Here is a 17,792-nt window from a genome sequence, read left to right on the forward strand (position 1 = left end):
GCCGCTAGTCGGACTTGCGTAACGCCATGACTTCGCCGTACACGTCCACGGTGCGCCGTGCCACCGTGTCCCAGCCGAACTCCCGCACGGCCCGCTGCCGTCCGGCCGAGCCCATCGCGGCCGCCCGCCCGGGGTGGGCGGCCAGTTGGTTCAGGAGCGCGGCGAGGTCGTGCTCGAAGCGTTCGGGCCGCAGCGCATCGTAGGGCGCGAGCAGGCCCGTGGTGCCGTCGGAAACGACTTCGGGGATGCCGCCGACGCGGGACGCCACCACGGCGGTGCCGCACGCCATCGCCTCCAGGTTCACGATGCCGAGCGGCTCGTACACCGAGGGACACACGAACACCGTGGCGTGCGTGAGGAGTTGCACGACCTCCGGCCGCGGCAGCATGCGGGGGATCCAGATGACGTCGCCCCTGACCCTGCCGAGCTCCTCGTGCAGCGTACGGAACTCCTGGTCGATCTCCGGGGTGTCGGGGGCGCCCGCGCACAGCACCAGCTGGATGCCGGGGTCCAGGGCGCGGGCCGCGCGCAGCAGGTGGGGCACGCCCTTCTGGCGGGTGATGCGGCCGACGAACAGGACGTAGGGGCGGCCGGGGTCGATGCCGTGGCGGGCCAGGGCGTCGGTGTCGTGGTCCGGCCGGTACAGGTCGGTGTCGATGCCGTTGTGGACGACGTGCACCTTCGCCGGGTCGACGGCCGGGTAGCAGGACAGGATGTCCTCGCGCATGCCGTGGGAGACGGCGATGACGGCGTCGGCGGCCTCCACCGCGGTGCGCTCCGCCCAGCTGGACACGGCGTAGCCGCCGCCGAGCTGTTCGGCCTTCCAGGGGCGCAGGGGCTCCAGGGAGTGCGAGGTCAGCACGTGCGGGATGCCGTGCAGGAGCTTGCCGACGTGGCCCGCGAGGTTGGCGTACCAGGTGTGGGAGTGCACGAGGTCGCGGCCTTCGAGCGCCGCCGCCATGGACAGGTCCACGGAGAGGGTGCGCAGCGCGTCGTTGGCGGAGTCCAGGTCGGCCCAGGCGTGGTGGCGCACCACCCCCTCGCCCGCGCCGTCGCCCCAGCAGTGCACGTCGAGGTCGGTGAGCGCCCGCAACTCCCGGGCCAGGAACTCGACATGGACGCCCGCGCCGCCGTAGACGTCCGGCGGGAACTCGCGGGTGAGCAGTCCCACTTTCACGAGCGGAGCCCCCCGTCGTCGACCGGCTCCCTCATGGTCACTCAGACACCGCTCCGTGGGAAGACCGCTGCGGCGGCCGGTCGAAACAGCAGTCGCCGCACAGGCCGCCGCCGGGGCAGCGGTAGTAGAGGCAGCAGCTGCGGCGCCGGAACGCGGTCCCCGCCAGGGTGCCGGTGGCCTTCAGGGCGGGGCCCGCGAAGAGTTCCGCGGCCAGGGCGAGGGCGCGCCGGCCCACCTCGGGGCGGCCCTCGCGCCCGGCCCAGGCGTGCAGTTCGCGGGCCGCCCCCGCGAGGGCCGAGCCCGCGTTGCCGCGCAGCAGGGCCGGGGAGACGCGGAAGCGGGCGCGCAGGGCCGCGGCGAGCGGGGTGAGGTGGGCGTCCTCGACCACCTTAAGGACGCGGGCGGCGTCGGCGGGGTACGTCCGGGTCCCGGCCAGCCACAGGTCATCGGGCGAGGTGCCGTCCGCGTCCCAGCGCAGCAGGGCCGGGTCGAGGTCGGGCACCCGTCCGTACAGCGCGGCCGGGCCGAGCGCGAGGGACCACAGCCGGGCGGCGAGCCCGAGGTGCGCCACGGACGCGGCGACGCGTTCCTCGGGGGCGCGCAGGCGTCCCGCGACCTTCGCGACCCGAAAACCCAGCGGATCGCCGCAGTCCTGGTGGAGGCCGGGTCGCGGTGCGGTGGAGGCCCGGTCGGGCCCCACTTCAGGTGGCCTTGCCGTGTACACGAGAGCCAGCGGAACATGGTTCCCACCACAGGGTTCACCCGTCCTGAGGGCGAAGAAGCCGCCGACGGTCCCGACGGTGTCCCAGTCGATCGCAGAGGTGTGCGCAGTCACGACAGCAGTACAGCAGGAGAGCGTTTTCCGAGCGTAACCAGACCTGGGGAGGACATGTGCGAAGCCATACTCCATCGGGAGTAGGACACATTGACTGCTCAGGGACGACGACGGAACGCGCTCCGCGCGACATCGTGGTGAACATGGAAGCCGACCGCTCGCCGCACTCGTCGCCCCGGGTGCGCAGGGACCCCGCCGACCGCACCCGCCGGTCGTGCCGCGCGCCGCGGAGCACCTCATGAGTGCCCTCGCGCTGTCCGTCGTGCTCTCCCTCGTCTCCGCGGTGGCGTACGCCGGCGGGGCGATCATCCAGGAGCAGGTGGCGGCGAGGGCGGCGGAGCAGCAGTACGCGCCGCTGCGCAGCGGCGCCTGGTGGGTCGCGGTGGTGCTCAACGGCCTCGGCGGGCTCCTGCACGTGGTGGCGCTCGCCTTCGGCCCGCTGAGCCTCGTGCAGCCGCTCGGGGCCCTTACGATCGTGTTCGCCCTGCCGATGGCCGCGATGTTCGTGCGCCGCCGGGCGGGGGCCACCGCGTGGCGCGGCGCCATCATGGCGACCGTCGGCCTCGCCGGGATGCTGTCCCTGACGCAGGCCACGGCCTCGCAGTCGCTCGCCGGCACCGAGCGCGTCGTGCTCGGGCTCGGCACCGGTGGCGCCGTCGTCGCGCTGATGCTGCTCGCGCACGCCGTGCACCGGCACCCGGCGGTGCGCAGCATGCTGCTCGCCACCGCGGCGGGCATCGCCTTCGGCGTCTCCTCGGTGTTCACCAAGACCGTCGCCGTGGACTGGGACATGCAGGGGTCACTCACCCGGCAGGCGCCGAGCCTCGCGGTCATCGGTGTCCTCGCGGTGAGCGGGCTGCTCCTGTCGCAGGCCTCGTACAAGGGCGCGGGCCTCACGGCTCCGCTGTCGGCGGTGACCGTCGTGAACCCGGTGATAGCGGCCGCCGTCGGGCTCACCCTGTTCGGAGAGTCCTTCCGCTACGGGACGTCGGGCACCGCGCTCGCGCTGGCCTGCGGTGTCGTCGCGGCGGGCGGTCTCATCCTGCTGACGACGGAGCGCATCGGCGGGGCGCACGCGAGCGCCGCGGCCTCCGGTGCCAGTGCCGATGCCGGTGAGCAGGCCGCAGGTGTCAGGACCCGCGACCGTGCGGCCCCGTCGGACGCCGGTGAGGCGGCGGTCCTCGTCACCGACGACGCGAGCCGGGTCGTGGCGCAGCGCGCCCCCTCGCACGAGGAGCGGTCACCTGCCGACACCGGGCACCGCCCTTCGTCGGGCCCGCTGTCGAACGAGCCGTCCGCACCGGACTCCTCCACCGCGCCGCGGGGCCCGGACCCGGACCCGTCGGACACGCTGCCGGAGACCGTGCCGGACGCCTTGGTGGCCGACGTCCTGACCGCGCTGCCCCTCCAGCCGATGGCGTTCACGCGCAGGCCCCTGCCGCGGCCGACGCCCGAGCACAGCGTGTCCTGAGGCACGCCCCGCTCCGTCGGACGCCCCGCGTCCCGGCGCGGGGCGTCCGACGCGTGTGCCGCGTACGTCAGATGCGCACCCCGCGGGCCCGCAGATAGGCGAGCGGGTCGACGTCCGAGCCGAAGCCGGGCCCGGTGCGGATCTCGAAGTGCAGGTGCGGGCCCGAGCTGTTGCCCGTCGAACCGGAGCGGCCGATGCGCTGGCCCGCCGCGACCCTCTGGCCCGCCTTCACGGTGAGCGCCGACAGATGGCCGTACTGCGAGTATCTGCCGTCGGTGTGGCGGATGACGACCTCGTAGCCGTAGCTCCCGCCCCAGCCGGAGGAGACCACCGTGCCCGCGACGACGGCCTTCACCGATGTGCCGGTGGGCACGGGGAAGTCGACGCCCGTGTGGTAGCCCTTCGACCAGGAGCTGCCCGTCGCGTGGTACGGGGTGCCGATGGAGCCGGAGACGGGGGCCGCGGCGCCGGACGAGGTGGCGGCCTCGGCGCGCTGCCTGCTCGCGGGCGCGGTGTCGCGCTTCTGCTTCGGTGCGGGCTTGGTCTCCTTGGCCGGCGGATGCGACCGTTCGGACCTGCGCTCCTGCTTCTTCTCGGGCTTCTTCTCCGCCCGCTTCTCGTCGTGGCGCGCGGGCCGCTTCTCCGGGCGCGTCTGCCGGTCGGGGTCGGCACGCCGCTCGGGCGGCCGCACCGGTGCCTTGCCGCGCTCCGCCTCGCGCAGGGAGAGGCGCTGGCCGGGGGTGATGAGGTCCGGGTCGGTGCCGATGGTGCCGCGGTTGCTGTCGTACAGCTGCGGCCAGCCGCCCCGCACCCGGCGCTCGTCGGCGATCCCGGAGAGGGTGTCGCCGTGGACGACCGTGTACATCCGGGCGGTGCCCGCCGTGGACTGCGGGGTCACCTCGGGCTTGACGTCGCGCACCGTGCGCTTGGGCGCCTTGGGGACGCCCTCGGTCTTCGCGCCGCCCGTCGCCTTCTGCTGCGGGGCCGCCTTCCGCTGCGGGGCCGACGCGGGCCTCAGGTCGGGGCTGTCGCCGCCGCGGGTGAGCCCGGCCCGCTGGGAGCAGACCGGCCAGGCGCCGGGCCCCTGGCCGTCGAGGACCTTCTCGGCGACGGTGATCTGCTGGGCCTTGGTGGCGAGGTCGGCGCGCGGGGCGTAGACGGTGCCGCCGTAGGCCTGCCAGGTGGACTGGGTGAACTGGAGGCCGCCGTAGAAGCCGTTGCCGGTGTTGATGCTCCAGTTGTTCGTGGACTCGCAGGCCGCGACCTTGTTCCAGGTGTCCACGTCCGCGGCGTGGCCCGTGCCCGCGGTCATCAGCGGCAGGGCCATTCCGGCGCCACCTGCCGTGACCGTGAGCGAGGCACGGTTGATCCGGCTCGGCTGGTACCGGCGATGCCGGCCTCGTAAGGCCATGGAAGCCCCCTCAGACATACGTCGAACTCGTCGAACTCAACGTCACACGTCAGCCACAGGACAGGCGGCAAGTTAGCCGGTCGGCCATGGCTGTGACAAGAGCGGTTTCCGGAGGGGGCGTTCAAGTCGACGTCAGCCGTCCGGTTCCACAAATGCCCTTTGAGCCGTCGCAGTTGGACATCCCGCTGAAATGGGCTCCGTCGGCCTCGTGGCCGCCGATGGAGTACGACTCCAGCGATCGTTCCGGGCGGACACGGTGCCGGGATGTCACGCTACGCCGCAGGACGACACCGGCGCCCGCACGCGGTGCCCCGGATCGGACCGCGCGGCCGCGCCGCCTGGTGGTGATGGTCAAGGCGGGCGAGCCCACGGACGCCGTCATCGAGGAGTTCGCGCCCCTCCTGGAGCCGGGCGACATGATCGTGGACGGCGGCAACGCGCACTTCGCCGACACCCGGCGGCGCGAGCGCGCGCTGCGCGAGCGGGGGACCCACTTCGTCGGCACGGGCGTGTCCGGCGGCGAGGAGGGCGCTCTGCACGGCCCGAGCATCATGCCGGGCGGCTCCGAGGAGTCCTACGCGGCGCTCGGCCCGATGCTGGAGAGGATCTCCGCGAAGGCCGCGGACGGCAGCCCCTGCACGGCGCGTATCGGCCCGGACGGCGCGGGCCACTTCGTGAAGATGGTCCACAACGGCATCGAGTACGCCGACATGCAGCTGATCGCCGAGGCGTACCAGCTGTTGCGTGACGTCGCGGGCTACTCCCCCGCCGAGATCGCGGACGTCTTCCGCACCTGGAACACCGGGCGTCTCGACTCCTACCTGATCGAGATCACGGCCGAGGTGCTCGCCCACGTCGGCTCCGCGACGGGTGCGCCCTTAGTGGACGTCGTGCGGGACCAGGCCGAGCAGAAGGGCACCGGGCGCTGGACCGTGCAGATCGCCCTCGACCTCGGCGTGCCCGTCTCCGGCATCGCGGAGGCGGTGTTCGCCCGCTCGCTCTCCGGCCACCGGGAGCTGCGCGAGGCGTCGCGCGACCTCGAGGGCCCGAAGGCGGAGCCGCTCGGCAAGGAGGAGGCGGCCGCGTTCGCCGACCAGGTCGAGCAGGCCCTGTACGCCTCGAAGATCGTGTCGTACACGCAGGGCTTCCACGAAATCGCGGCGGGCAGCGAGGAGTACTCCTGGAACATCGACCTGGGCGCGGTTGCCTCGATCTGGCGCGGCGGCCGCATCATCAGGGCCGCGTTCCTCGACCGCATCCGGGCCGCCTACGACACGCGGTCCGACCTGCCGAGTCTGCTCGCCGACAAGGGCTTCGCGCGGGAGATCGGCGAGGCGCAGGACGACTGGCGTGCCGTGCTCGTCGCCGCGACGCGCCAGGGCGTGCCCGCACCGGGCTTCTCCGCGGCCCTCGCGTACTACGACGCGCTGCGCGCGGACCGGCTGCCCGCCGCGCTCACCCAGGGACAGCGCGACTACTTCGGCGCGCACACCTACCGGCGCACCGACCGCGACGGTGCGTTTCACACCCTCTGGGGCGGGGACCGCTCCGAGGTCCCGGCGTAGGCGCCCGGCGGGCGGGGGTCGCCGTGCACGGCCGTCGGCGCCCGGGCCGGGGCGGACCCCGGCCCGGGTGGGCCTCCGGGTGGCCGGATCTCGCCCCTGGGCGCGGGGGCCGGCCGCTGCCCGGCTGGCGGGTCCGGCTACGTCAGGCCGGGGATGTCGCTGCCCGGCGTCACGGGCCGCCCCAGGGGTGAGGGCTCCGGCTCCGGTGGCGGCGCGGGGTCGGGGCCCGGCGGCCGCGGCGTCGGGGCCGGCGGGGGCAGCGGGACGGGGTCCGGCTCCGGGTTCGGGGGCTGCGAGGGGTCGGGGGGCGGGCCCGGTGTGGGTGCCGGTGGTGCGGGGTCGGGGAACGGATGGGTCATGGTTCCTCCAGCGGTTCGGAGGCGGCTCTTGGCCGGGATCGGCGCACGCCGGGGGGCGGCGTGGACCGGGGCCCGGCCGTTCCACTCTCTCCCGCCTCGCGTGCCCGCGCCCGGCGACTCCACGCGTCCGCGTGGCCCCGGGAGCCGCGGCGCGCCGCCCCCGCGGAGTCCGCACGGGGACGGCGCGGGGGGGCGGTCACGGGGGCGGTGCGGAGGCAGGTGGTCAGCCGTCGGTGCGGCTCAGGCGTACGACGGGGATGTCGCGCCGGGTCTTGAGCCGGTACTCGGCGTACGGGGCGAAGACGTCGACGAGGTGCGGCCAGACGCGTTCCTTGTCCTGCGCCGAAAGGGTCGTGGCACGGGCGTCGAACCGCTCGGTGCCCACGCGCAGCCGGACGTCGGGCTCGTCGCACAGGTTCAGATACCACAGGGGGTGCTCGTCGGCGCCGCCGTTGGAGGCCACGACCAGGTGGTCGTCACCGTCGCGGCCGTAGATGAGGACGGTGCGCCGCCACTGCCCCGTGCGACGGCCCCTGTAGTCCAGCAGGAGGCAGGGGGCGCCGTGGACGGTGGTGCCCTCGGTCCCTCCCGACTCCTCGTAGCGGCGGGCCTGTTCGGCCACCCAGCCCGTCGGGCTCAGCACGGCTTCTTCGGATGCGGTCATGGACGCACCCTAGGACCTGTCGTCAAGCCCTCTCCGCCGCCCGGAGGACAACATCGCGGCGTCAGGCGCGTGCCGGCGGCGTGCCGGGGGTGGGCGTGCGGTCAGACGGTGGCGGCTCTGGTGTCGATCGTGCGGCGGCGCAGCGCCGGGGTGGTGAGCGCGGGCGGGGACCACACGCCGTCCGGCGGATAGACGTCGCTGCCGGGCGGCACGATCGCGTCGATCCGGTCGAGGGCCGCGTCGTCGAGGACCACCGAGGCGCCCTTGAGCGTGTTCCGCAGCTGCTCCATCGTACGCGGGCCGATGATCACGGAGGTGACGGCGGGGTGGGCGAGCGGGAAGGCGATCGCCAGTTCCGGCAGCGAGCAGCCCACGTCCTCGGCCAGGGCGACGAACTGCTCGACGGCGTCGAGTTTCGCGGTGGTGAGCGGGGCCGACGGGTCGAAGCGGGCCGGGTGCAGGGTGGGCCGTCCGCTGCTCAGATCGAGCGCCAGGCCCTTGCGGTAGCGGCCGGTCAGGAACCCGGAGGCCAGCGGCGACCAGGTGAGCACACCCATGCCGAGGCGCTGCGCCACTGGCAGCACATGCTTCTCGACGCCGCGGGCGAGCAGCGAGTAGGGCGGCTGTTCGGTGCGGAACCGCTGGAGCCCGCGGCGGTCGGCGACGTGGTGGGCCTCGACGATCTGGTCCGCAGGGAACGTGGAGCAGCCGAACGCCCTGATCTTGCCCTGCCGCACGAGGTCGGTCAGGGCGGACAGCGTCTCCTCGACGTCGGTCGTGTGGTCGGGGCGGTGCACCTGGTAGAGGTCGATCCGGTCGGTGTCCAGGCGCCGCAGGCTGTCCTCGACCGCCCGGACGATCCAGCGCCGCGAATTGCCGCCGCGGCCGGGCCCCTCGCCCATCGGGAAGTGGACCTTGGTCGCGAGCACCACGTCGTCACGGCGGCCCTTCAGCGCCTTGCCGACGATCGTCTCCGACTCCCCGGCCGAGTACATGTCGGCGGTGTCGACGAAGTTGATCCCCTCGTCCAGCGCGGCGTGGACGATCCGTACGCAGTCGTCGTGATCGGTGTTGCCGACGGCGCCGAACATCATGGTGCCGAGGCAGTAGGGGCTGACCTCGATGCCGGTCCCGCCCAGAACACGGTGGCGCATGCACTCTCCTTGGACGCCGTCCTGTTGGATGCGGCGACTGTACGAGCTGGAGTCCACTTCAACGCAAGGGCGACCGGCGTGCGGTTGCGATCCCGCGATTCCGAGGGTGCCCCGCGGGCGCAGGGCCCCGCCTGGGCGCCCCGCGGCCTCCTGGGATCGGCGCTGCCGGAACGCTGCGCCACGGCGCCTCAGGAGGAGCAGACGGGCCGTGCCGGGCGATCCGGCAGGTAGATGGAGTGCTCCAGTGGGGTGAGGTCGCGATGGATGCGACCGCATATCGTGCGGACGATCACGGCGGGGGCGGGCAGGTCCACCTTCCACAGCCGTACCGTTCCGTCGTCGCCGCTGGTGATCAGGGTTCTCGCGTCGGGGCTGAACGCGACGGCGTCGACGCTGTCGGTGTGACCGGTGAACGTGGTGCGCGCCTCGCCCGTCTCGACGTCCCACAGCCGCACCGAGAAATCGGAAGCGGAGGCGGCCATCAGGACCTGCCCGCCGGGGCCGAACGCCAGCGCCGTGATCCCGGCCGAGCGGCGGATGACGGTCTTGCGCGCCTTGCCGGTCGCCACGTCCCACAGCCGTACGGTGCTGTCGTCGCCGCGCGTGGCCAGAGTGCGCCCGTCCCGGCTGAACACCATGTTCGTCAGGGCCGCGGTGTGACCCCTGAGGACGGTGCGGGTGCGGCCGGTGGTGGCGCTGCGCAACCGCACCGCGTGATCCTCGCTGCCGGTGGCCAGCGTCCTGCCGTCCGGGCTGAACGCGAGCAGGAAGGTGTGTGCGCGGTGGACAGCGCGTCTCTCACCCGTGACGACGTTCCACATCCGCACATCGCCGTGCCGGTCGGAGAACGCCAGGGACGCACCGTCCGGGCTGAACGTCCCCGCCCAGGACTCGGCGGCGAGCACGGCGCGGCTCCTGCCCGTGCGCACGTCCCACAGCCGTACCGTGTCGTCGACGCTGCCCGTGGCCAGGGTCCGCGAGTTCGGGCTGAACACGATCCATTTGATGTCACGGGTGTGGCCGGTGAGGCGCGAGCGCCGTTCGCGCCGGGCCGCGTCCCACAGGTGCACCGTGTCGTACAGGTCGGCCGTGGCCAGGGTCCGGCCGTCCGGGCTCAGCGCCGACACATAGCCCCGGCCGACGTGGTGGGTGACCGTCGCCCGGGTGGCACCCGCTCCCACGTCCCACAGCCGTACCGTCTTGTCACCGCTGCCGGTGGCCAGGGTGCGCCCGTCCGGGCTGAACAGCATCACATGCGTCACGTCGGTGTGACCGGGGAGCGCGGCCCGCCTCCTGCCGGTCCTCACATCCCACAACTGTGCCGCGCCGTAACCTCCCGTGGCCAGCGTACGGCCGTCCGGGCTGAAGGCGAGCACGTCCGCTCCGGTGGGCAGAGCGGAGCGCGCCCTGGCGGATGCCGTGTCCCAAAGCCACACCCGACGGTCCACGCCGTTGGTCGCCAGAGTGCGGCCGTCGGGACTGAAGGCCAGCGCGTCGGCCGACCCGAAGGGGCCGGTCAGCAGGGCGCGCAGGCGGCCTGTGGCCACGTCCCACAGCCCCGCCCCGTCATCGGTGCCGACGGCCAGCGTCCGCCCGTCCGGGCTGACGGCGAGCCCACCGGCTGCCTCGGGGCGGCCGCCGGTGAGGGTGGTGCGCAGCTTGCCGTCGGCCACGCCCCACAGCCGCACCCCCACATCGCATCCGGTGACGAGCGTCCGGCCGTCCGGACTGAACGCCAGTTCGTCGCAGCCGTCCATCCTGGGCAAGGCATGCCGCACCTTTCCCGTCGACGCCTCGATCAGCCGTACCGTGTCGCTGTCGTGGACCGGGTCGCTGTCGTTGTCGTCGTCGCTGCTGGCGACGGCCAGGGTGCGGCCGTCGCGACTCAGTGCCCATGCGCCCGCCTCGTCGACGGCGTCGCCGGTGCCGGTAGCGGACCGCTTCTCTCCGCCGGCCGTGTCCCACACATACGTCGTCCGGGCCTCGTCGGCGGCGAACAGGGTGCGTCCGTCGCGGCTGAACGCCAGGGCACGGACCTCGCCGGCGTGACCGTCGAGGCGGTGGCGCAGGGGAAGGCCGAGGGCGGAGTGGAGGCTGTCGGCGGCCTCCCGTGTGGGGGCCGTGCGATGCGCCTGAACGGCGAGGAGCGAGGCCAGGTCGGGATCCTCGTCGAGCAAGGTCGCCGACTGCGCGGCGAGTTGGCGGGACTGGGCCACGCGCTGTGCGTCCAGGGCCCGGTCGCGTTCCCGGTCGCTGCGGCGGCTCTGGTCCCGGGCCAGGAGCCCGGCGGTCAGAGCGAGGGCGAGGAGGACGGCCAGGGCCGCGGTGGATCGGCGCAGGCGGCGGGTGGTGCGATCCACGGCCTGCTGTTCCTGGTCACGGGCGTTCCCGCTGGCGGTGAAGAAGGCCCGCTCGATGCCGGAGAGCTCCAGTCGGCGGCGCGCGCAGGAGAAGTGCTCCTCTGCGGTGGCCAGCAACGCGCCCCGATACAGCACCCCGTCGTCGTGGCCCAGCTCTTCCCACATGCGGGCGGCGTCGGTGAGCCTGCGGTGGCAGCGCAGGTGGTCGCGGCTGTCCTCGATCCAGGCGTGCAGGCGGGGCCAGGCGGTGATGAGGGCTTCGTGCGCGAGGTCGACGGTGTGGTCGTCGAGGGTGACGAGGCGGCCTCGGGCCAGTCGGTCGAGTACGTCGTCGACGGCGGCCGGGGTAGCGGCCACCAGGTCGAGTTCGCTGCGGGGAACGGGGCGGCGGGTGTCCTGGGCGCCCTCTCCCGGGGTGATCAGACGAAGCAGGAGCAGTCGGGTGAGCTCGGCCTGGGAGGTGGTGAACCGCGTGTAGAGGGCCTCCGCGCTCTGGGCGATCGCGCCGTGCAGGCCACCGGCTCCCGCGTATGCCTCGACCGTCAGGGTCCGTCCCCGGCGTCGGCGCCAGGTCTCGAGCAGTACGTGCGAGAGCAGCGGCAGACTGCCCGGCTGCCCGGCCGCTTCCTCGATCAGGCGTGCTGTGAGGGCGCGCTCGACGATGAGGCCGGCGGCCGCCGCGGGTTTGACGACGACGTCCCGCAGTTCCTCCGGGGTCATCGGGCCGACGGGCAGACTCGCCTTCGCCAGGACGGCTGCGAGGTCCGCGTGCTCCAGACAGCGGACGTAGAAGTCGGCCCGCACCCCCAGCACCACCCGCAGGCCGCTCCCGGCGTCACGAGCACGCATCAGCAGGTCGAGGAAGGCACACCGTTGCGGGGCGTCCTGGCAGACGGTGAAGACCTCCTCGAACTGGTCGACCACCAGCCAGGTGTCCCCCGGGCCCGCCACGGGCACACACCGCTCCCGGTGCTCGTCGAACGGGCGGGCGCCGGGCGTGAGGATGCGGATGGCGGACGCGGGCGGCACCCCGTCGGCGGACCCGCGCAGGCGGGGGATGAAGCCCGCCCGCAGCAGGGAGGACTTGCCGCTGCCCGAGGGGCCGATGACCACCGCGATCCGCTGCGCACGGGTCAGCTCGACGAGCGCGTCGGTCAGACGGCCGCGGCCGAAGAACGCTTCCCGGTCCCCGGGCTCGAACCGTGCCAAGCCCCGGTACGGAGCCGCCTCGGCGAGGACGGGTTCCGCCGGGAGCCGCGCGGCCTCGGCCCTGGCCTGCCGCCAGCGCCGCTCCCACTCCTCGGTGGACGCACCGCAGGCAGCGGCATAGGCCAAGGTGACTGCCAGGGAGGGGAGTTGCTCCCCGGCCGCGGCCCGCGAGAACGCCGTCGCGGAGTACGGCGCCTGCCGTGCCATCGCCCGGTACGTGGGCGTGCCCGCTCGCGCGCGCAGCACCCTCAATGCCAGGGCGAACCGTGCGACCGGCCCGGCCGCCGGGTCCAGCGGATTCTCACGACGCCCCACGCAAGCCCCCCACGCCCTTCGGCCCCGGCCCTGCCCCCGGTGGCTCCCCACCGTGCGTGCCCATCCCTCCGGCAGGCAGTGCAGCACACCGCCTGCGGACACGACCGGACCGTCGTCGGCCCTCGGCCAACGCCACGGGTACGCGGGATTGATGCGCGGCACCGAAAGGGGCTGCTCATCAAAGTCCCGCGGCCGAACCTGGGTGCGCGCCGGGAGAACACCGTCCGCGCACCGTGCGGGACGCGGCACAGGCGCTCGTCCGCGGCCTCCCCGTTCCGTGCATGTCAGGCCCAGAGCGAACTCACGTCCAACGCGCTCTCCCAGCAGAGCCGGAAGGAATGTGTATGTCTGTCCGAAAGAAGCTGACGTCCGCTGCCGCGGCCGTGGTCCTCACGACAGGAGTAGCCCTCCTGACCGCTCCCCCAGTCACGGCGACCCCCTCCGGCACCACCGGCACCACCGCGGCGCCGGTCACCGCCGCCCCGCCCTCCGCCGGGACGCTCTCCGGCAAGGCCGACCGCGCCGAAGGCTTCCTGCTGCGAAACGTGCACCTCGACCAGTGCCTGGCCAATCACCACCCCAGAGCGTTCGCGACGCGCTGCGAGGGTGCCTACGCGGATCAGTACTGGTCCCTGGGCAACTACGGCATGCTGCGGAACCGCCACAGCGGCCAGTGCCTGGCCATGCACGGCAACGGCAGAGTCTTCACCGACCCCTGCAACGCCTCCTACCGCGACCAGCACTGGATCTACCGTGACGTCGGCGACGCCGTCATGATCGAGAATTCCTTCCACAGCGGCAGGTGCATCGCGGCACCCCGCGACAACGACGCGTTCGGATTCGCGTGCACTCCGGAGTACAGGGACCAGCACTGGCGCTAGTGCTGACGCCCGAAAGTCCCGGTTCCACAGGCAACCCGAGGAAAACGGAGGGAAGACATGCGCAACCGGAAACGTGCTGCCGTCACGGCGGCCGTACTGACCGCACTGCTCGCGGGCGCGCCGCCGGCGGCGGGCGCGACCGAGACGGACAGAACCGCGCCCCGCGGCGGAGACACGTCGCCGGCACCGCTGCGGGGTGCCGTCCGTGCGACCCCGGGCCCCGCCACGGATCGTGCGGCGGCGCTCGCGGCGCACATCGTCAACAACGGCAGCGGTAAATGCCTCGCCGTACCCGGCGGCAGCAAGGAAAAAGGCACCGGACTCATCCAGTGGGGCTGCGACGGCTGGGCGGATCACTACTGGTCCGTGGATCCGTGGACCATCGACGGAGTCCTCCATTACCGGGTGATCAACTACAACAGCCAGCAGTGTCTGGCCGTGCCCGGCGGCAGCAAAACCCCCGGCACGCAGGTCATCCAGTGGCCGTGCGGCGAGTGGGACGACCACTTCTGGCGGTTCGACGACGCCGGTGGCGGCCGGTTCAAGCTGGTGAACTACAACAGCCAGCAGTGCCTCGCCGTGGAGAACGGCAGTGGCGCCGACGGTGCGAAGGCCATCCAGTGGCCCTGCGGCACCTGGCCCGACCACTTCTGGCGGTGACCTAACGGCACAGTGCCGTTCGCGGGCCGGTCCGGCGCCGGTGGTCCGTTGGCGGTGGCCCGTTGGCGGTGGTCCGTTGGCGGTGCTGCCAAGTGGCCGTCACCGCGCCGTCCCTGACTAGGCGCGGAGCCGGGCCGCTGCCGCCAGTCCCGTACGGGGGCTGGCGAGCACCGGCACGTCCACGGACACGCGGGCGGCCGCGTCGGCCATGGACGCCTGGGCGAGGACCACCGCGTCGGCCGTTCCCGCGACGCGCTCGACGGCGTCGGCGACGAGCCGCAGATGCCCCTCGCGTTCCCCCGCGGCGAACCGCTCCCAGGCGCGCTCGACCAGGACAGTGCGCGGCTGGAGCCAGTCGCCGGGGCGGCCGGCGCGGGCGGCCTCGTCCGCGACCAGGGCGGCGGTCGGCTCCAGCGTGGAGGCGACCGTGGCGACGACGGCGACGCAAGGACCCGCCCGCACCGCCGCAGCCGCCATGGGCCGGTCGACGCGCAGCACGGGCACCCCGGCTACGGCCCCCGACTCGGCGACGCCGCCGATGGTCGAGCAGGTGCACAGCACGGCGTCGGCGCCCGCGGCGGCCTCGGCGAGCGCCGCGAACACGTCGTCCGCGACGGCTTCCACACCGTGCGTCCTCGCGCGGGCCAGGAGGTCCTCGTGGACGACGTGGCGCAGCCCGAGGCCGGGGTGGTCCGCGTCGCGCAGCGCGTCGAAGACGGGGATGTGGACGGGTGAGGTGTGCAGCAGGGCCAGGGTCGTCACCACGGGCGGGGCCCTCCTCGGTCGGGTGCGGGCGCGTACGGGCGGATGCGGGCCGGTACCGGCGGAGCGGGCCGGTACGGGTGGCCGGGCCGGTACGGGCGTGGGACGGTACGGGCGGAGCGGGACGGTACCGGCGGAGCGGGCCGGTACCGGCGGAGCGGGCCGGTACGGGCGAAGTAGACCGGCGCGGGCGGCCGGGCCGGTACGGGCGGAGCCGTCAGCGCAGCAGTCGCTGCGCGAGTTCCTCGATGAGCTTGTCGGTCGAGTGCGGTGCGAGCAGGTCGGGCACCGTGAGGTCGTCCACGATCAGGCCCAGCGTGGCGAGGTAGATCAGTACGACTCCGGTGCGGTCGCCGGGCAGTCCGGCACCGAGGTGGAAGTCGATGTTGGCTTCGAGCTGCTCGGCCATGAACCGCGTCAGCTCGGCGTGCAGTTCCGGGCGGCGCGTCGCCTCCAGGCGGAGCTCGAGGAGGGCGAGGTGGCTGCTGCGGTCGGCGCGGGTGCGTTCCACGAGCTGCTTGAGGAGCGTGCTCACCAGCTCCGTGGACGGCTGGGCGCGCAGGGTGTCGGCGAGCGCGTTCTCCTCCGGCGTGAGCCGTACCAGGATGCGCCGCATGACCTGCGCGAGGAGTTCCGCGCGGTGCGGGAAGTAGTTGCTCGCGGTGCCCTTGGGCACCGCGGCCTCCGCGTCCAGGGCCCGCAGCGTGAGGCCGCGGGACCCCTCGCGCGCGAGCACCTCGATGGCGGCGTCGAGCAGCGCGGTGCGCCGGGCCGGGTTCTGCCGCATGGGGGTCGTCCTCTCCCTCTGCTACGTCATCCGCAGTACTGCCATGTGACCACTGCAAACAGAGTGTCACGCCGGGCGGCCGCGCCACCATCCGGCCCGGGGCCTACGCGGCGACCACCGCCTCGTCACCGTCCGCCGGGCCGTCCGCGCGGCCGTCCGCCTTGCCCGCGAACTGGGTCCGGTACAGCTCCTCGTAGCGGCCCCCGGCGGCGAGCAGTTCCTCGTGCGTGCCGCGCTCCACGATCCGCCCTGCCTCCACCACGAGGATCTGGTCGGCGGACCGCACCGTCGACAGGCGGTGCGCGATGACCACGGCCGTGCGTTCCGAGAGCGCCTCGGCGAGGGCTTCCTGCACCGCGGCCTCGGAGGTGTTGTCCAGGTGCGCCGTCGCCTCGTCGAGGATCACCACGCGCTGCCGGGCGAGCAGCAGCCGCGCGATGGTCATCCGCTGCCGCTCACCGCCGGAGAGCCGGTAGCCGCGCTCCCCGACCACCGTGTCCAGGCCGTCGGGCAGCGAGCGCACCAGGTCGTCGAGGCGGGCCCGGCGCAGCACGTCCCACAGCTCGTCCTCGCTCGCGCCCGGGCGGGCCAGGAGCAGGTTTGCCCGCACCGACTCGTGGAAGAGGTGGCCGTCCTGGGTGACCATGCCGATGGTGTCCCGCAGGGATTCGGCGGCCAGGTCCCGTACGTCGTGTCCGCCGACGCGCACGACACCGGAGTCGGCGTCGTACAGGCGCGGAAGGAGTTGCGCGACGGTCGACTTGCCCGCGCCGGAGGACCCGACGAGCGCGACGGTCTGGCCGGGCTCGGCCCGGAAGGAGAGGCCGTGCAGGACCTCGTCACCACCGCGGCCGTCCAGGGCGGCGACCTCCTCCAGGGAGGCGAGGGAGACCTTGTCGGCGGCGGGGTAGCCGAAGCGGACGTCCTCGAACTCCACGGCGACCGGCCCCTCGGGCACCCTGCGCGCGTCCGGCTTCTCGTCGATCAGCGGCTTCAGGTCGAGGACTTCGAAGACGCGCTCGAAGCTCACCAGAGCGCTCATGACCTCGACGCGCGCCCCGGCGAGCGCCGTCAGTGGCGCGTACAGCCGGGTCAGGAGCAGCGCGAGGGCGACGACGGCGCCCGCCTCCAGGGTGCCTTCGAGCGCGAAGTAGCCGCCGAGGCCGTAGACGAGGGCGAGCGCGAGGGCGGACACCAGGGTGAGGGCGGTGATGAAGGCGGACTGCGCCATGGCGGTGCGGACGCCGATGTCCCGTACCCGGCGGGCGCGCGCGGCGAACTCGGCGGACTCGTCGGCGGGCCGCCCGAACAGCTTGATGAGCGTGGCGCCGGGCGCCGAGAACCGTTCGGTCATGCGGGTGCCCATGGCCGCGTTGTGGTGCGCGGCCTCGCGTTGCAGCCCCGCCATCCGGGTGCCCATGCGGCGCGCGGGCACCACGAACACCGGGAGCAGCACCAGGGCGAGGATCGTGATCTGCCAGGACAGGGCGAGCATCACGCCGAGGGTGAGGAGCAGCGTGACGATGTTGGACACGACTCCGGAGAGCGTGTTGCTGAAGGCCCGTTGCGCGCCGATGACGTCGTTGTTGAGGCGGCTGACGAGCGCCCCGGTGCGGGTGCGGGTGAAGAAGGCGACGGGCATGCGCTGTACGTGGTCGAAGACGGCGGTGCGCAGGTCGAGGATCAGCTCCTCGCCCAGGTTGGCCGACAGCCAGCGGCCGACGAGCCCGAGTCCGGCCTCGGCGACCGCGATGACGGCGATGAGCACCGCGTAGCGGACGACGGTCGAGGACTGCTCGCCGGACACGATCGCGTTCACGACCCGCCCGGCGAGCACGGGAGTCGCCACGGCGAGCAGCGCGGTCACGACACTCAGCAGGACGAACTGGATGATGCGGCGGCGGTGCGGGCGCGCGAAGGCGGCGATGCGGCGCACGGTGGCGCGGGCGAAGGGTCGGCGTTCCTGCTCGGCGTTCATGACGCTGTGCAGCTGGGTCCAGGCTGTCGTTTCCATGCTCATGTGCAGCACCGTAGAACCTCAAGTTATGTCGAGGTCAAGCGCGACACCATCCGTTTGCACCTCCCGTTCCCCTCCACCCCTCGGACCTCTGTCGTGTCTGTTGACCCGCCTGTAACCGGCACGTACTTTCGCTTCAACTCTTGAGCGCACCACTCCGGTTAC

At 73.3% G+C, this 17,792-nt stretch carries 14 protein-coding genes; 4 read left to right on the plus strand and 10 right to left on the minus strand.

Annotated elements, in window-relative coordinates; translation table 11 throughout:
- Positions 1-4 precede the first annotated feature (4 nt).
- Together glgA and ACH4DX_RS08070 are read right to left on the minus strand one after the other, a co-directional pair.
- Entirely contained in the window at positions 5-1,177 is a 1,173-nt protein-coding gene (gene glgA / locus ACH4DX_RS08065; RefSeq protein WP_398154451.1) for a glycogen synthase, read from the minus strand.
- Positions 1,178-1,214: 37 nt separating this feature from the next.
- Positions 1,215-2,012, minus strand: a complete 798-nt coding sequence (locus ACH4DX_RS08070; RefSeq protein WP_398154452.1) for a (2Fe-2S)-binding protein — start codon at positions 2,010-2,012, stop codon at positions 1,215-1,217.
- 238 nt (positions 2,013-2,250) lie between these two features.
- Here ACH4DX_RS08070 and ACH4DX_RS08075 point away from each other — a divergent pair, with 238 nt between their 5' ends.
- On the plus strand, positions 2,251-3,483 hold the full coding sequence (locus tag ACH4DX_RS08075; protein WP_398154453.1) for a DMT family transporter: 1,233 nt from the start codon (positions 2,251-2,253) through the stop codon (positions 3,481-3,483).
- A 67-nt stretch (positions 3,484-3,550) separates the two neighbouring features.
- On the opposite strand, the gene ACH4DX_RS08080 is transcribed toward ACH4DX_RS08075, so the two are convergent.
- Entirely contained in the window at positions 3,551-4,894 is a 1,344-nt protein-coding gene (locus tag ACH4DX_RS08080; RefSeq protein ID WP_398154454.1) for a transglycosylase family protein, read from the minus strand.
- Between the two features lie 152 nt (positions 4,895-5,046).
- Between ACH4DX_RS08080 and gndA the strand changes: the two genes are divergently transcribed.
- A complete protein-coding gene (gene gndA / locus ACH4DX_RS08085) occupies positions 5,047-6,459 on the plus strand; it encodes an NADP-dependent phosphogluconate dehydrogenase (protein ID WP_398154455.1) in 1,413 nt (470 codons plus the stop codon).
- A gap of 137 nt (positions 6,460-6,596) precedes the next feature.
- Here the strand turns inward: gndA and ACH4DX_RS08090 are convergent, their stop codons facing one another.
- The 4 genes from ACH4DX_RS08090 to ACH4DX_RS08105 all read right to left on the minus strand — a co-directional run bounded on the left by ACH4DX_RS08090 (position 6,597) and on the right by ACH4DX_RS08105 (position 12,520).
- Positions 6,597-6,818 carry a hypothetical protein gene (locus ACH4DX_RS08090; RefSeq protein ID WP_398154456.1) on the minus strand — a complete coding sequence of 74 codons (222 nt, stop codon included), beginning with the start codon at positions 6,816-6,818 and terminating at the stop codon, positions 6,597-6,599.
- 223 nt (positions 6,819-7,041) lie between these two features.
- Entirely contained in the window at positions 7,042-7,482 is a 441-nt protein-coding gene (locus ACH4DX_RS08095) for a nitroreductase family deazaflavin-dependent oxidoreductase (RefSeq protein ID WP_398114466.1), read from the minus strand.
- 101 nt (positions 7,483-7,583) lie between these two features.
- A complete protein-coding gene (locus tag ACH4DX_RS08100; RefSeq protein ID WP_398154457.1) occupies positions 7,584-8,636 on the minus strand; it encodes an aldo/keto reductase in 1,053 nt (350 codons plus the stop codon).
- A 188-nt stretch (positions 8,637-8,824) separates the two neighbouring features.
- Positions 8,825-12,520 (minus strand): hypothetical protein, encoded by a 3,696-nt coding sequence (locus ACH4DX_RS08105; protein ID WP_398154458.1) that lies wholly within the window; start codon positions 12,518-12,520, stop codon positions 8,825-8,827.
- Positions 12,521-12,864: 344 nt separating this feature from the next.
- Between ACH4DX_RS08105 and ACH4DX_RS08110 the strand changes: the two genes are divergently transcribed.
- Positions 12,865-13,401, plus strand: coding sequence for an RICIN domain-containing protein (locus ACH4DX_RS08110; protein ID WP_398154459.1), 537 nt, complete (start codon positions 12,865-12,867; stop codon positions 13,399-13,401).
- Between the two features lie 57 nt (positions 13,402-13,458).
- Positions 13,459-14,061, plus strand: coding sequence for an RICIN domain-containing protein (locus ACH4DX_RS08115; RefSeq protein WP_398154460.1), 603 nt, complete (start codon positions 13,459-13,461; stop codon positions 14,059-14,061).
- A gap of 117 nt (positions 14,062-14,178) precedes the next feature.
- Here ACH4DX_RS08115 and ACH4DX_RS08120 read toward each other — a convergent pair whose 3' ends face one another.
- The 3 genes from ACH4DX_RS08120 to ACH4DX_RS08130 form a co-directional block, all read right to left on the minus strand.
- Positions 14,179-14,823 carry an aspartate/glutamate racemase family protein gene (locus tag ACH4DX_RS08120; RefSeq protein WP_398154758.1) on the minus strand — a complete coding sequence of 215 codons (645 nt, stop codon included), beginning with the start codon at positions 14,821-14,823 and terminating at the stop codon, positions 14,179-14,181.
- Between the two features lie 217 nt (positions 14,824-15,040).
- The gene (locus ACH4DX_RS08125) at positions 15,041-15,610 is read right to left on the minus strand and encodes a TetR/AcrR family transcriptional regulator (protein ID WP_398114476.1); all 570 of its coding nucleotides are present in this window, start codon (positions 15,608-15,610) and stop codon (positions 15,041-15,043) included.
- 103 nt (positions 15,611-15,713) lie between these two features.
- Positions 15,714-17,630 (minus strand): ABC transporter ATP-binding protein, encoded by a 1,917-nt coding sequence (locus tag ACH4DX_RS08130; RefSeq protein ID WP_398154461.1) that lies wholly within the window; start codon positions 17,628-17,630, stop codon positions 15,714-15,716.
- Between the last annotated feature and the right edge of the window lie 162 nt (positions 17,631-17,792).

Source organism: Streptomyces sp. NPDC017940 (assembly GCF_044328435.1).
Classification (GTDB): domain Bacteria; phylum Actinomycetota; class Actinomycetes; order Streptomycetales; family Streptomycetaceae; genus Streptomyces.

Bases quoted from the DNA above. Each gene is read 5' to 3' on its own strand.
- gndA (WP_398154455.1), top strand. From the start codon at position 5,047: ATGCCCTTTGAGCCGTCGCAGTTGGACATCCCGCTGAAATGGGCTCCG.
- ACH4DX_RS08125 (WP_398114476.1), bottom strand. From the start codon at position 15,610: ATGCGGCAGAACCCGGCCCGGCGCACCGCGCTGCTCGACGCCGCCATC.
- ACH4DX_RS08110 (WP_398154459.1), top strand. From the start codon at position 12,865: ATGTCTGTCCGAAAGAAGCTGACGTCCGCTGCCGCGGCCGTGGTCCTC.
- ACH4DX_RS08115 (WP_398154460.1), top strand. From the start codon at position 13,459: ATGCGCAACCGGAAACGTGCTGCCGTCACGGCGGCCGTACTGACCGCA.
- ACH4DX_RS08130 (WP_398154461.1), bottom strand. From the start codon at position 17,630: ATGAGCATGGAAACGACAGCCTGGACCCAGCTGCACAGCGTCATGAAC.
- ACH4DX_RS08080 (WP_398154454.1), bottom strand. From the start codon at position 4,894: ATGGCCTTACGAGGCCGGCATCGCCGGTACCAGCCGAGCCGGATCAAC.
- ACH4DX_RS08090 (WP_398154456.1), bottom strand. From the start codon at position 6,818: ATGACCCATCCGTTCCCCGACCCCGCACCACCGGCACCCACACCGGGC.
- ACH4DX_RS08095 (WP_398114466.1), bottom strand. From the start codon at position 7,482: ATGACCGCATCCGAAGAAGCCGTGCTGAGCCCGACGGGCTGGGTGGCC.
- ACH4DX_RS08075 (WP_398154453.1), top strand. From the start codon at position 2,251: ATGAGTGCCCTCGCGCTGTCCGTCGTGCTCTCCCTCGTCTCCGCGGTG.
- ACH4DX_RS08100 (WP_398154457.1), bottom strand. From the start codon at position 8,636: ATGCGCCACCGTGTTCTGGGCGGGACCGGCATCGAGGTCAGCCCCTAC.